General features: G+C 64.4%; 12 protein-coding genes and 2 pseudogenes. 9 read left to right on the forward strand and 5 right to left on the reverse strand.

Going from position 1 to position 13,175, the window contains the following annotated elements:
* The first annotated feature begins 563 nt into the window (after positions 1-563).
* Complete coding sequence (locus ACP8LP_RS10590; RefSeq protein ID WP_016666274.1) at positions 564-2,066, forward strand: cellulase family glycosylhydrolase; 1,503 nt, start codon at positions 564-566, stop codon at positions 2,064-2,066.
* Positions 2,067-2,427: 361 nt separating this feature from the next.
* Here the strand turns inward: ACP8LP_RS10590 and ACP8LP_RS10595 are convergent.
* Positions 2,428-2,874, reverse strand: a pseudogene (locus tag ACP8LP_RS10595) (hypothetical protein).
* 271 nt (positions 2,875-3,145) lie between these two features.
* Between ACP8LP_RS10595 and ACP8LP_RS10600 the strand changes: the two are divergent.
* A complete protein-coding gene (locus ACP8LP_RS10600) occupies positions 3,146-3,961 on the forward strand; it encodes a CAMP factor family pore-forming toxin (protein WP_016666275.1) in 816 nt (271 codons plus the stop codon).
* A 167-nt stretch (positions 3,962-4,128) separates the two neighbouring features.
* Here ACP8LP_RS10600 and ACP8LP_RS10605 read toward each other — a convergent pair whose 3' ends face one another.
* A complete protein-coding gene (locus ACP8LP_RS10605) occupies positions 4,129-4,422 on the reverse strand; it encodes a hypothetical protein (protein ID WP_063279821.1) in 294 nt (97 codons plus the stop codon).
* Positions 4,423-4,458: 36 nt separating this feature from the next.
* Positions 4,459-4,664: pseudogene (locus ACP8LP_RS10610) on the reverse strand (hypothetical protein).
* A 13-nt stretch (positions 4,665-4,677) separates the two neighbouring features.
* Here ACP8LP_RS10610 and ACP8LP_RS10615 point away from each other — a divergent pair.
* The 4 genes from ACP8LP_RS10615 (at position 4,678) to ACP8LP_RS10630 (ending at position 8,431) form a co-directional block, all read left to right on the forward strand.
* Positions 4,678-5,154, forward strand: coding sequence for a low molecular weight protein-tyrosine-phosphatase (locus ACP8LP_RS10615; protein ID WP_016666276.1), 477 nt, complete (start codon positions 4,678-4,680; stop codon positions 5,152-5,154).
* Positions 5,155-5,217: 63 nt separating this feature from the next.
* Complete coding sequence (locus ACP8LP_RS10620) at positions 5,218-6,312, forward strand: cyanophycinase (RefSeq protein ID WP_016666277.1); 1,095 nt, start codon at positions 5,218-5,220, stop codon at positions 6,310-6,312.
* Positions 6,313-6,314: 2 nt separating this feature from the next.
* Complete coding sequence (locus ACP8LP_RS10625) at positions 6,315-7,007, forward strand: response regulator transcription factor (RefSeq protein WP_269199449.1); 693 nt, start codon at positions 6,315-6,317, stop codon at positions 7,005-7,007.
* A gap of 50 nt (positions 7,008-7,057) precedes the next feature.
* On the forward strand, positions 7,058-8,431 hold the full coding sequence (locus ACP8LP_RS10630; protein WP_484483374.1) for a sensor histidine kinase: 1,374 nt from the start codon (positions 7,058-7,060) through the stop codon (positions 8,429-8,431).
* Between the two features lie 58 nt (positions 8,432-8,489).
* On the opposite strand, the gene ACP8LP_RS10635 is transcribed toward ACP8LP_RS10630, so the two are convergent.
* Positions 8,490-9,536 carry a M23 family metallopeptidase gene (locus ACP8LP_RS10635; protein ID WP_252908541.1) on the reverse strand — a complete coding sequence of 349 codons (1,047 nt, stop codon included), beginning with the start codon at positions 9,534-9,536 and terminating at the stop codon, positions 8,490-8,492.
* Positions 9,537-9,788: 252 nt separating this feature from the next.
* Here ACP8LP_RS10635 and ACP8LP_RS10640 point away from each other — a divergent pair, with 252 nt between their 5' ends.
* On the forward strand, positions 9,789-10,709 hold the full coding sequence (locus ACP8LP_RS10640; protein ID WP_187117006.1) for an isoaspartyl peptidase/L-asparaginase family protein: 921 nt from the start codon (positions 9,789-9,791) through the stop codon (positions 10,707-10,709).
* Positions 10,710-10,712: 3 nt separating this feature from the next.
* Here ACP8LP_RS10640 and idi read toward each other — a convergent pair whose 3' ends face one another.
* Entirely contained in the window at positions 10,713-11,321 is a 609-nt protein-coding gene (idi, locus tag ACP8LP_RS10645) for an isopentenyl-diphosphate Delta-isomerase (RefSeq protein WP_016666281.1), read from the reverse strand.
* 139 nt (positions 11,322-11,460) lie between these two features.
* Here idi and ACP8LP_RS10650 point away from each other — a divergent pair, with 139 nt between their 5' ends.
* Positions 11,461-12,654 (forward strand): MarP family serine protease, encoded by a 1,194-nt coding sequence (locus ACP8LP_RS10650; RefSeq protein ID WP_021107968.1) that lies wholly within the window; start codon positions 11,461-11,463, stop codon positions 12,652-12,654.
* A gap of 205 nt (positions 12,655-12,859) precedes the next feature.
* Positions 12,860-13,138 carry a YciI family protein gene (locus ACP8LP_RS10655; protein WP_021107969.1) on the forward strand — a complete coding sequence of 93 codons (279 nt, stop codon included), beginning with the start codon at positions 12,860-12,862 and terminating at the stop codon, positions 13,136-13,138.
* Positions 13,139-13,175: the final 37 nt, after the last annotated feature.

The following is a 13,175-nucleotide window of genomic DNA, read 5'->3' on the forward strand; positions in this document are numbered from 1 at the left end:
AATTTATTCATTTCAAAAAGGGTGGACTATAAAAGTTTCATCGCAAGTGGCGACCTGAACGATGCATCACATTGAGAATTCTCCTCGCTCGGTCAGTGAGGTCATTCACCCTCCTAAGGTAATTTCCGAGAGTTTCCATACGACTTGGTGGCGGAGGATCAGCGGGGGCGCAGCTCTCCGCCAAGTAGACGTTCCTCGGGGTGTCCTGCAGCAGACTTTTGGCGTTCCACATCTGGCCTGCTGCAGACCTTTGGCCTTCTAGCCAGACAGGCGCCACGCCCAAGACCGACTGAAGCCATCCGCATGATCCGACCCCAGCGAGGCTCCCTGCAACAAATAACCGCCAACTGTGAACGAAAGTTACCTAATATGTCCGAAAGCTATCTTTCGTGAGCTCGCCGGTCATGATAATTTCGCGAATACTTGGCCCGCTATAGCTCCGTGTATCACGCTCGTCATCCCATTGAAGAACCCTCTTCGTATATGCTGGCACCTTGCCAGTCATCTCCAGCCCGATTCATCCTGACGGCTGTTGGTAGTTGACATTAGAAGAAGGAATTTCCATGCGCCGAAAATCAGCCCTCGGATTTGTAGCTTTATCCTTGTTTGTCACGGGGATGGGCATTGCCGCAGCAACACCGGCAACTGCCTCACCGGCGGATACGGCAGCGCCGGTTCACGTCGACGCTTCACGGTGGACCACCCAGGGGCGTTGGGTGATCGACGCCCAGCACCGCGTGGTCATCACGCAGGGGATCAACGAGGTCGCCAAGAGCGCCCCCTATGCCCCCGATGCCGTCGGTTTCGGTGAGGACGACGCCGCCTTCCTCGAGGCGCAGGGGTTCACCAGCGTCCGACTGGGGGTGCTGTGGGCCGGGGTCGAGCCTCGACCGGGCGTCTACGACGACGCTTACCTGGCCCGGGTCGAACGCACCGTGCGGATCCTCAACGCCCACGGCATCGCCAGTGTCCTCGACTTCCACCAAGACATGGTCAACGAGAAGTACCAGGGAGAGGGGTGGCCCGCCTGGGCCGCGCTCGACCACAACATGCCCAACATCGTCAAGGCGGGCTTCCCCGGCAACTACTTCCTCAACGAGGCCGTCAAATACTCCTTCGACTCCTTCTACGACAATGCCAAGGCCTCCGACGGCGTCGGCGTCGGCGACCACTACGCCAGCGCCTGGCGACATGTGGCCAAGCATTTCCGAACCGTACCCGGCGTGCAGGGCTATGACCTGATCAACGAGCCGTTCCCGGGCCACCACTACACGCGGTGCCTCACGCAACTCGGTTGCCGCACTGCCGACGCGCGACTGTCGGCCATCCAGCAGAAGGCTGTCGACGCGATCCGCTCGGTAGACAAGGCCACCACCATTTGGTACGAGCCGATGCAGTTCTTCAACATCGGTGTCGGGACCAACGTCCGGCTCACGGGATCCAACCTGGGGTTGAGCTTCCACGACTACTGCACCAGCCAGGCCACCCTCCACTCCTATGCCGGGTGCACTGCGCCCGACAACCGGGTCTTCAACAACGCAGAGAAGCATTCACGTCAGACCGGGTCGGGGCTGATGCTCACCGAGTTCGGCGCCATCACGACCCCTGCGGTGATCACGTCCCAGATGGACCTGGCAGCTCGCAACCGGGTCGGCGTCCAGTGGTGGGCCTACACTGCCGGTGATCCCACCACAGCCGGCCCTGGCACCGAGCAAGCCATCGTCGACGACCCAGCTCAGCCACCCCAGGGGACCAACGTCGAAAGCGACAAGCTGGCGCTGATCGCCGTTCCCCACCCGGACCGTGTCGCGGGCACCCCATCCGCATACCACCACGACCGGTCCCGAGGCGTGTTCACCATGACCTGGACCGCCCAGCGGCCCGACGGGTCGCGCGCGGGAGAATCGGACGAGACGACCGTGGTGGTCCCCGCCATCTCGGCCCCCCACGGGTACGACGTGCAGGCGTCCGGCGCTCACGTCACCTCGCACCCGGGCGACCGGGTGGTGCGATTGCACCTCAACCAAGGCAGTGCCACGGCGAAGGTCACGATCACCCTGCGCTAACCCTTCAAGTGTCTTCAACACCGACCTACAAGTCTCCCAGACACTTTTACGACCGGCCCTCCTCCTTGAGGTGGGCCGGTCCTTTTCGTGTCACGGGGTGCACCTGGCAACACCACCTCCGGCCCCATGGAGAACAGTTGGTGTCCACGCAGGGTATTACGGCCAAAGCATATTTGACGTTCCACGCTTGCCACTGCCGTCTTAGGGCCATGCTGCCGCCAAGCGGCTGAGACGGTGACCAATCAGGGTGACTGGTTGCCGTAGCCCATGTGAGGCCGGTGGTAGTTGTAGTGGTGTGCTCAGCCCCCGAACCCACCCCGCCATTCAGTCGCAGAGGTGTGGCAAGCGGACGTAAGCTCAGCTAATCAGTCAAAGCGTGGTGGAATCTCTCGGTCTTCCCATTGACACACACGCGATATATCCAAGCCCACTGGCGTGTGATACGCAGTATCAGCGCCACGAGGACGGTCAGCCACCCCAGCGTCACCTGCGGCGCGTGGGCACGGGGTGGGCAGGGGGGTTGAAACGCACGACCACCACAGCGAGGGAAATTGTTAGAACGAGGAATAGGCACGATGCCGCTACCCCGCCGACAGAGTCAGCACGTTTGAGGCAGTGGGCAGCTATAGCCTCATGGCAGATACACAATCAGCAGAACTCCCGCAGTCGTCAGGTTCGCGGCCGTGGGAGGTTTCGTGGACGGGGTGCCCGCGACACGGTCCGGGTGGGGAACGGTGATCAGCGCCAGCTTGACGCCTTCGACGTTGATCCCCTGCGTGATGGCCACGCGGCGCTGTGCATCGGTCACCCAACGTCACTGAGTGGTCCACCGTGAAGCGTCGACGTGAACCGGCGCTGCCGTATCCGCCGGTGAGGCAGTTGCCGGTATTGCGGCGGCAACGTCCATCCCCGTGGCGAACAACAAAATCCGAGGACGGAGTAGAACTTTCGGTCAGTTTGAATAACTTTCGTTCACAATCGTGGCGGGGAGGTCAGTAAGGGGTTCTGATGAGAGAGGAGCTTTGATAGCTTCAGGCCAGCCGCAATGACTATTCCACACCCCTCGAGGAGGATTCCCCATGAAGCGTTCGGCTCTTATCATACCGATTTTGGCCGGGGCAGTGCTTGCGCCGGTGACGCCCGCGGTCGCCGTGGCGGCGCCGGCTCCTGTGAGCCAGTCTGCTGCGCGCCAGCATGCCCAGGTCGACGCCGAGCAGGCGCTCACGCAGGTCAATGCCCGCATCGCCGAGCTGCAGAAGATGCATCAGGCGCAGGTTCCCGCGAGCGAGGCTCCGAAGGTCAACTACGGCGAGGAGATCCGCAAGCTCCTGGACACGGCCTTCGAGCTGCGCACCGCGATCGAGTCGATCATTGCCGGCAAGGTGCCGCCGGTGGACCTGTCCACCATCCCGGCTCGTGTCGACCTGCTGACCACCAGCGTGAAGACCATCCAGCAGGCCAACCATGACTTGGTCAACAAGGTGGAGGCCGCTCACGTCGAGCTGGGCTTCTCGATCACCCGTGCTCTGATCCGCACGATCAACCCAACCAGCACCGCGGCGCAGTTGGCCGAGAGCAAGGCCGACGTGCTGGCCACGTACGCGAAGGTCGCAGCCTACCCCGACCTCAAGCCCACCGACGCAGCGACCGTGTACGTCAAGGACCGCCTCAACAAGAAGATCTGGCAGACACGGATCAACCGTGACAAGTACCTCCTCGGCAAGAACGCGGAGGGGTACAAGGCGATCAACAAGGCGCTCACCCACGCGACCGGTGTGTGGTTCAATCCCGCCACCACCGTCCAGCAGGTTGACGACGAGGTGAAGGCTCTGGACCTCGCCTTCCAGGCCGCTCTGGACCGGGGGCCGGCTGACGGGAAGTTGCGCGCCAACTGATCCCAGCCCTCCCCAATCCTCCCGGGGTTTACGTGGAAGGAGACCGGACTCACTTTGCCAGTGAGTCCGGTCTTCTTCCCCTGTCGATGTGTCGTCCAGGGCCTGGTCCGCGACGGATTCGCCCCACGGGCCGTCCACTTGGTGGATCATTTGTGGCACACGAGAGTTCACAGCCGTGATCGTTCAGGAACGGTCACGGCTGTGAACGCGTCCAGTCGGTGCAGCGTCAAGAGGTGTTCGGCGTCGTTGCCCAGAAGGGTTCGGGCGGTATTGGTTGTAGCGGTGGAGCCAGAGTCCAGCACGCTGCGTCGTTCGGTTTCCGAGGTGTAGCAGCGGGCGTTGATGAAGTGGCCACTGGCAGTGGCTTGGCGGGTGACGTCGAGTGCTCCGGTGCGCCAGGGTGCCGCGGTGTCTAAGCCAAGTTGCGTGGCCCAGTCCTGGGAGGTGACCCCAACGGGCATGGCCAGCTGAACCCCTCGTTCGCGGTCGGTCGTGACTCAGGATCTCGTGGTTTGAGGATATTGCAGGTAGGAGTATTCGGTCTGGGATTCAAGTCTCCATCATCCAAAGCTGCCCAAAAATCTCGCTGTTGACGTTCGCATCGCCGAATCGGGGCATCTCCTGGCAGCTCCGTGTAGTTCGCCGCGAGTTTGAACACCGGCAAAACCCTTCCCGCACCGGGCAGACTGGACCCATCGACCACGGAAGGAACCCCTGTGAGCAACGAGAACACCCCGTCCGTCATCTTCGTGTGCTGGGGAAACATCTGTCGTTCCCCGATGGCTGAATTCGTCGCCAAGAAGATCTTTGCCGACGAAGGCCTGGATGCCCGCGTCACCAGCGCCGGAGTCAGCGACGAGGAGCACGGCGGCCCGATGGACTCGCGAGCCAAATCCGTCCTGACCTCCCACGGATACCCCTGCTCGGGCCACAACGCCCACCAGATCGACGAGTCCGAGATCATGTCCGCAGACCTTGTCATCGCCGCGGAACCGCGCCACCTCCAGATGATGAAGCAGATGGCCCCCGACGCCGACAACCTCCGCCTCATCCGCGACTACGACCCCAACTGCGACCCTGGCACCTCCCTGCCGGACCCTTGGTTCGGCTCGACCGACGGGTTCCAGGACACCCTCGACGCCATCGAGTCCGCAATGCCTGGAATCGTTGACGAGGTGCGCTCACTGGCCTGATCGGTTCCCCGCCATCGCGCTGGTCCCCCGAGACCAATCGTTGCGGCACTATAGGCTGTTCCCATGAGTTTGTTCTTGGTCGGCGGAGGGTACGACGACTCACTGGTGGAGGTCTACGACGAGTTCGTTTCCCAGGCCCGCCATCACAATGTTGACGCTCCCATTGCGGTAGTGGTGGCAGGTCCGGCCTCCGAATCCGCTGACCAGGCCGCTGAACTGACGCGCATCGTCACCTCCCGGTGGGCCGACGCGAACATCCTCACCATCCACCTCGACGGCCCGGGAACCGCCCCGACGATGGGCGACCCGGCCACCCCGCTGTGGACCGAGAACGAGTCCTTCCAGCTCCCCGACAACCTCGACTCCCTCGCCGGCATCATCGTCGGCGGCGGTGCCGTCCCCAGTTACATCAACGGCCTTGCACCGGCCGCCGAGCAGCTCTCAATGCTGGTGCGCGGCGGTGCTCCCTGGCTCGGCTTCTCGGCCGGTGCGATGGCCCCGTGCGTCACCGCTCTGGCAGGGGGCTGGAAATTGCAGGGACGCCAGGTCGGCCAGCAGACAGGTGCTGAGGGCTTCGACGAGGTCACCTTCGTCGAAGGCCTTGGCCTGGTCAGCCTAACCATCTCCACCCACAACGACACCCTTTCCGGCGACGGCCTCATCATCTCGGCCGTCGAGTCCGGCCTACTTCCCAACGCCGTTGCCGTCGACGAGGCCACCTGCCTGCGCATCGACGCCTCAACCGGCCACACCGAGGTGATGGGACGTGGCCTGGTTCGCTGGTTCACCCGCGAGGTCAACGGAGTTCTCGTCCGCTCCCAGCGCCCCGTCACCCCGGAACCGGCTCCAGCCCCGCACAAGCCCCGCTTCGACGGTCTGGCAAAGGTAGCGGCGGCGACCCGTGCCGCCCACGACAAGGAGGAACGCGAGAAGGCAGCCCGGGAGCGCGCCGAGGAGAGACGTCGCGCGCGGGAGTCCAAGTCTGCTGACGACCAGACCAAGACCACCGAGGGCTCCGCCACCCCCGAGGACGCACCTGCCGCGGCAGCCGACCCCCAGGCTGCCGCGGACCCGACCCCGACGGCAGGCCCGGTACCCGATCCCCGCTCGGATGCCGATCCCACTGCACAGCCCCCGACGGAGGACGTCAAGCCATGAGCATGCACATTCTCGTCGTTGACGACGACCGCGCGGTGCGAGAATCCCTCGCCCGATCCCTGCAGTACAGCGGCTACGAGGTCGACAGTGCTGCTGACGGCGTCGAGGCCCTCGCACACCTGTCCGGCAGCCATCCTGACGCCGTCATCATGGACGTCATGATGCCTCGCCTCGACGGTCTCGAGGCCACCCGGATGCTGCGCAGCAACGGCAACGACGTCCCGATCCTCGTCCTCACCGCCCGCGATGCCGTTGACGACCGCGTGGATGGCCTGGATGCCGGGGCCGACGACTACATGGTCAAGCCCTTCGCCCTGGACGAGCTGCTGGCCCGCCTGCGCGCCCTGACTCGTCGTTCCCGTCCCGAGCCGGAACCCGCTGAGGCCCCCGAACAGCTGTCCTTCGCCGATCTCACCCTGGACCCAGGCACCCGCGAGGTCGCCCGCGGCAGCCGTCGCATCAGCCTGACGCGCACCGAGTTCGCCCTGCTCACCGTCTTCCTCCAGAACCCGGAGAAGGTGCTCGAACGCTCGTGGCTGCTGCACGAGGTGTGGGGATTCGACTTCCCGACGACCGCCAACTCCCTCGAGGTGTACATCGGCTATCTGCGCCGCAAGACCGAGCATGATGGTGAGCCGCGTCTCATCCACACCGTCCGCGGCGTCGGGTACGTGCTGCGGGAAGCGAATTCGTGATCCGTCGGTGGTGGCGGAGGCTGCTGGATTGGCGTCCACGTCCGCTTCGCATGACGATGGGGCGCCGAGTCAGCCTCCTGGTGTCGATCTCAGTCGTCGTCGCGGTGGCATTGACCTCCCTGTCCGCCTGGCTCATGACGCGCATCTCGCTGTACGACGAGCTGGACGAACAGCTGACACGGATGGCCACCACCATCTCCCCGAGCGTAGCCGCTGACCCTCAAAACCTCGGCGGGCTGGAAGCCAGCTCTCTGGCGGCCACGAACACCACACTCATCCTGGTGCGCGCCGATGGCCAGGTTGCCACCGCTCCGGGAGCCGAGGTCACCGTCACCACCGGGGTCCAGGAGCTTGCCGTCGCCCGTACCGGAACCGGTGTCAAGGCCCGCACTGTCATGGACTCCCGTGGAGTTCCGGTACGCATCGTCGCGATCCCGTTCACCTCGGACGGGGTGCACTACGCCCTCGTCGCAGGGCAGAACCTCACCGGCACCAAGGCCACCCTGGGATCACTGTGGATCGTCCTGGTCGGCACCAGCCTGGTCGGCATCGTGCTGACGGCCATTGCCGGATACGTGGCCGGCAACTCTGCCACACGACCGCTGCGTGACCTCTCCCGGGCCGTCCACCGAGTGACGGCGACCGACGAGCTCAGCCCCATCCCGGCCCGCTCCCACGACGAACTGGGAGACCTCACCGTCTCCTTCAATGCCATGCTGTCGTCCCTGTCGAACTCACGGGAACGCCAGAAGCAGCTCATCGCCGACGCCTCCCACGAGTTGCGTACCCCGCTGACGTCCATGCGTACCAACGTCGAGCTGCTCATCGCCGACCAGAACAGCCACATGCTCCCAGACCCGGCGCGCAGCGAGATCCTCGACGACGTCGCCGCTCAACTCGGCGAGTTCTCCAGCCTCATCGGCGACCTCGTCCAGCTGTCGCGCGAGGACGCCCCTCCCCCTCGACCGCAGTATTTCGACTTGTCAGATGTTATTTCGAAGGCCGTCGAGAGAGGACGGCGACGCGGCCCGAACCTGGAGTTCGACGTTCACCTGGACTCCCATCCGGTGCTTGGTGACGAGGCAACTCTTGAGAGAGCCGTGACGAACCTGCTCGACAACGCCGTGAAGTTCTCCCCCACCGGGGGTACGGTGACGGTCACGATGGACGGTGACACCGTCGTCGTCAGCGATGAGGGGCCGGGCATCGACGAGGCGGATCTGCCACACATCTTCGACCGGTTCTACCGCTCCGACCAGGCCCGCAACACTCCCGGCACCGGCCTGGGCCTGTCAATCGTGGCGCACACCGTCACCAGTCACCAAGGCTGGATCAAGGCGTCGCGAGCTCCTGGCGGTGGCGCCATGTTCACCATGTACCTGCCGCGGCAGAAACCCCCCTCCGAGGAGTCAACGACATCCTGACGACCGGGCTCCTCTCGGCCGGCAGATCCCGCACTGCCCAGGCCAGCAGCCAGGAAGCTCAGTGACCTGGATCGCTGCTCGTCGAGGTGACGGGCAAGGACTTCTGTGACGAGGTCGGCTGCCCTGGTGCCGGCTCCGTCGTGGGTCCGGGCCGTGAAGGGCTGGTTGACGGCGCCTTCCCAGGGGTCGTCGTCGAGACAGAAGACGGTGTGGGAGCACTCGGCTTTCGGCTGGGCCTGACCGGCGTGGAGCTGGGCTTGGAAGGACTGTTCGACGTGGTCGGACGGCTCGGGGTACCCGACGGATGCGGGGTGGGCGGCACCGGATCAGGATGGTGCAACTCACCGGCAGGAACGGTCGCTCCCCTGACAGGCTTGAGTTTGTCGAGATTCACGACAGCAGGCTTGCCATTGAGCCACGGCAGCGGGTCGGTGAACTGTCCGTTGACGACGACCTCATAGTGCAGGTGGCATCCCGTTGAGTACCCGGTCGTCCCGGACAAGGCAACGGCCTGGTGGACGTCAACCCTTTGCCCCACCCTTACTCCGATCACCGACAGGTGGTTGTAGGTCGTCGAGACGTGCTTACCGGCGATCATGCCGTGATCGACCTCGACCCGATTCCCATACCCACCCGCAGGGCCCGCGAAGGCGACCTTTCCTGGTGCTGACGCACCTACCGGGGTGCCACACGAAGCTCCGAAATCGACGCCAGTGTGCAGCTTCCAGACGTGGAGGATGGGGTGGAACCTCATGCCAAATGGTGACGTGACCGGGCCGTTGAGCGGTTTCGACAGCAGAACCCCGGTCGGCATGGCAACCCTGGACACTGCCGGACTCGGGGTCGGGGTTGCAGCCTTTGCCGGGGCGAGGACTCCAGGGTCTACGGGGGCCGGGGACTGAGTGATGTTCGGGGTTGGCTGGGTCGTGTCAGACCAGGACGCCGACCATGCGGTGGACATCGGCCTGGAGACGAGCTGTTGGTGATCAGGGACGGCTCGCAATCCCGGGTCTGACGGCCATGCGGCAGTCACCGACAACCCGACTGCAGCGACTCCGACACCACCGGCGATGACGGTCTTGATGGCCTTGCCCCGCGACACCATGGACAACCCTCCTCCACGCCGTGAACATTATTGTCACCCTCGTTGGCTCCCTTTTCCACCCGGCTGGAGCCTTCGTCGCGGCATGTTCATCCACATGTCACCTGCCACGACGAGGGGTTATCCACAGGAATCCTATGGATAACCCTCATGGCTGGGGAAAACACATCGATGTCGTTCCACAGCAGGTTCCGAGACCGGTGGACAGACCCTCAACCATCCCGTGAAAGCCACCTCGACGTCTACGCTCTGTGCATGACTAGTCACGTCGTCGATCAGCTCGGCCCCACTCTCGTCATCCACGGTGGCGCAGGCAACGTTCCGCCCCGAACCGGCGAGGATGCCAAGAGGTTCCGGCTGTCCTTACGGCACGCTTTCGACGCCGGCCAGGCAGTTCTTGACGCTGGTGGGCCAGCCCTTGACGCCGTCACAGCCTCGGTCGTGGCGATGGAGGACGATCCGCTCTTCAATGCTGGACGGGGTGGGGTCCTCACCGCGAAGGGGACGGTTGAGACTGACGCCGCCGTCATGACCGGCCACGGGCGTGCTGGGGCGGTGTGCTGTTCACGTCATGCCCGCAACCCGATTCGTCTGGCCCGGGCCATCCTCGCCATGTCGCCCCATGTCCTGCTGTGCGACCCCCCTGAGCAGGTCTGCCGAGGCTGGGGTCTGGAGGTCGAGCCCCCGGAATACTTCGTGACTGACGCTCGCCGGGAACAGCTGGAACGGGTACTTGCCGGACGCCACCAGGCCCCGAGGCATGGCACAGTCGGGGCGGTCGCCCGGGACTATCACGGTCATCTTGCTGCTGCGACGTCTACGGGCGGGATCGTCGCGTCGTCAGTAGGTCGCATCGGTGATTCCCCGATCGTCGGGGCCGGTACCTTCGCCCGGGATGGGGTCGTGGCCGTCTCCTGCACCGGTGACGGCGAGGCCTTCTTGCAGGGAGTGGTGGCCCACGAGGTGGATGCTCGTATGAGACTGGCAGGTGAACCCGTCAACCACGCGGCCATGGGAGCCCTCACCGACGAGGTCTCGTCACGAGTCACCGACGGCGCACCAGCCACGGGAGGCCTCATCGCCGTCGACGCGCCCGGACGTCTCGTCGTCTGCCATGTGTCGGCGTCCATGCTGGCCGCCTGGCCTGATCACGGCGAGGTGCTGACCTCGGTGTGAGGCTCAGCGCACGACGGGCAGTTCCGGACCGAACTCGAGCATCTGCTCGACCGCCCAGGGGCTCAGCAGGGCCGGCATCGATCGCGCCAGGCCGTACATGTCCTGCCAGCCCACCCAGGTGACCTCTTCGACCTCGTCCGGGTCAGGATTCAGCTCGACGAGTTCCTCGGGAAGGGACAACCGGGCAACGACGACCGGGCACAGCTCGTCCTCGACAATGCCGCCAGCGTCGGTGGCACGATAGGAAAAACCAGGAAGGACGACGCGCATCCGACGCGGATCGAGGTCGAGACCGAGCTCCTGGTGAGTGCGACGCACCGCCGCGTCGATGATCGTTTCGCCGATCCGCGGATGCCCACAACAGGTGTTCGTCCACACCCCCGGCCAGGCCACCTTCGTCAGGGTTCGTCGGGTCAGCAGAACTCGCCCGCCGACGTCAAGGACATGGCAGGAAAAGGCCAGATGTCGTGGGGTGTGCTGGCTGTGAACGGTCGCTCGGGGAGCGGTCCCAACCTGGTTGCCGTCGTCGTCGAGCAGGATGACGAGATCGTCGTGGACAGAATCCGCGTCATGGGCAGGCGTGCCCCCGTCCTCGCCATCGTGATGACTCATGACGTCAAGCTACCAATAACCACGAATTCCGCGAAGTCGAATGCGTTCGGGTCCCCTACGTTGGCTCATCGCCACCTCAAAAGGCACCATTGAGATGCTGTATCCGTCACTTCGTCCACCCACCTCCGACGGGAGAGCCATGCCGCACATCCTCGACGTCATCCTCGTGGTGTACCTCGCCATGCGTGCCATCGCCGGGTGGATGCGCGGGGCCGTCGTCGGAGTGGCCAGCCTCATCGGGTTAGTCCTCGGGGTGTGGGCCGGTCTGTGGACCTCCGGCATCGTCGCTGACCAGTTCTTCGACGAGAATTGGACCTGGCTGGCCGCAGGTGCGGTGCGGGTATGCATCACCCTCGTCATTGCCGAGATCATTCAGGGCATCTGCGTCCACATCGCCCAACACATCCACCGCGCATTCAACTCGGTGGGGTTGGGCAACGTGGACCGTTTCGGCGGCTCAGTGCTCAACGTCATCGCAACCGCACTTGTCGTCACGGTGGCGGCGACAGCCCTCTCCCCCATCCTGCCGCCGTCATGGACCGAGGCCATCGACGAGTCATCCGTCATCACCCAGACCAATCGCGTCATCCCGGATGAGGTCAACGAGGCCGCTGCCCGACTGGTCGGCCGAGCTGCTGACACCTTCCCGAAGGTCTTCGCCGACGAAGCTCCCAGCCTGCCCGCACCGGCTCCCGACGACGAGACCGTCACTACTCCTGGAGTGCGGCGCGCAGCTCAATCCATCGTCAAGGTGCGGTCGCGGGCACCACGGTGTGATCGGGCCTCCGAGGGCACCGGATGGGTGAGTTCTCGCCACCGGGTGGCGACGAACGCCCATGTCGTCGCCGGGTCCAACCAGGTCACCGTGCAGGTGGGCGGATCTGGGGCTCGACTGCAAGCCCGCGTCGTCTCCTACGACCCGGACATGGACCTGGCGGTGTTGGCGGTTCCCGACCTTCATGCCCCAGCCTTGACAATGGCGTCGGCTGTCAAGGATGGTGATCCGACGGTCGTCGCCGGATTCCCACTTGATGGTCCGTACACCCTCGAGGCCGCCACCGTGCGTGGGTCGATCATGGCTCGGGGTGAGAACATTTACGGCACCGACACCGTCGTCCGCGAGATCCTCTCGCTGCGCGGCACGGTACGTCCGGGCAACTCGGGTGGGCCACTGCTGACGACGGACGGCAAGGTCGCCGGCACGATCTTCGCCCGGTCCACCGCCCAGCCGCAGACCGGGTACGCGCTGTCGAACAACCAGACTCGCAAGTTCATCCGTGCTGGGGCCAACGACACCACCGCGGCTGCGACCGGCTGGTGCACCGTTGGCTGAGCTGGTGTCAAAATCTTGAGCGCCCAATGTTCCCGTCGTGGGACGGTTCCGCGCACGTTTGCCACCCTGATTTCCCGAAACGTCATCTGACAAGCACCGACACTGTGGCGGCATCCCAGGGCATCCCATGCCACACGATGACGCGTCAACGTCCGACGCCTTCTCAACGCTTCAGTTCCGGTCCATGTCCCAATAGCATTGGGTCATGGCAGTTTTCATCGTCGAAACCCATTATGATCCCGCCCATTCCGAGGAGCGCATGGCCGCGCGCCCGGCCCATCTGGAGAACCTTGATGTCATGCGCGAACGTGGCCAGCTCGTCAATGCCGGCCCGTTGGCTGACGGCAGCGGAGCGGTGCTTATCTACACCGTGCCTGACCGCGATGCTCTCGATCATTTGCTGGAGGCTGACCCCTACCCCAAGACGGCTGTCCAGGTGACCTCAGTGCGCGAGTGGAAGCCGAATTACCACCACCACGTCTGACACGGCTGCCAACCTGGCTGGCGGTCGAGATTGACGG

This window comes from Cutibacterium sp. LaCa_89, assembly GCF_058177555.1.

Bases quoted from the DNA above. Each gene is read 5' to 3' on its own strand.
- ACP8LP_RS10600 (WP_016666275.1), top strand. From the start codon at position 3,146: ATGAAGCGTTCGGCTCTTATCATACCGATTTTGGCCGGGGCAGTGCTT.
- ACP8LP_RS10650 (WP_021107968.1), top strand. From the start codon at position 11,461: ATGCCGCACATCCTCGACGTCATCCTCGTGGTGTACCTCGCCATGCGT.
- ACP8LP_RS10625 (WP_269199449.1), top strand. From the start codon at position 6,315: ATGCACATTCTCGTCGTTGACGACGACCGCGCGGTGCGAGAATCCCTC.
- ACP8LP_RS10590 (WP_016666274.1), top strand. From the start codon at position 564: ATGCGCCGAAAATCAGCCCTCGGATTTGTAGCTTTATCCTTGTTTGTC.
- ACP8LP_RS10630 (WP_484483374.1), top strand. From the start codon at position 7,058: ATGACGATGGGGCGCCGAGTCAGCCTCCTGGTGTCGATCTCAGTCGTC.
- ACP8LP_RS10635 (WP_252908541.1), bottom strand. From the start codon at position 9,536: ATGGTGTCGCGGGGCAAGGCCATCAAGACCGTCATCGCCGGTGGTGTC.
- ACP8LP_RS10620 (WP_016666277.1), top strand. From the start codon at position 5,218: ATGAGTTTGTTCTTGGTCGGCGGAGGGTACGACGACTCACTGGTGGAG.
- idi (WP_016666281.1), bottom strand. From the start codon at position 11,321: ATGAGTCATCACGATGGCGAGGACGGGGGCACGCCTGCCCATGACGCG.
- ACP8LP_RS10655 (WP_021107969.1), top strand. From the start codon at position 12,860: ATGGCAGTTTTCATCGTCGAAACCCATTATGATCCCGCCCATTCCGAG.
- ACP8LP_RS10605 (WP_063279821.1), bottom strand. From the start codon at position 4,422: ATGCCCGTTGGGGTCACCTCCCAGGACTGGGCCACGCAACTTGGCTTA.
- ACP8LP_RS10640 (WP_187117006.1), top strand. From the start codon at position 9,789: ATGACTAGTCACGTCGTCGATCAGCTCGGCCCCACTCTCGTCATCCAC.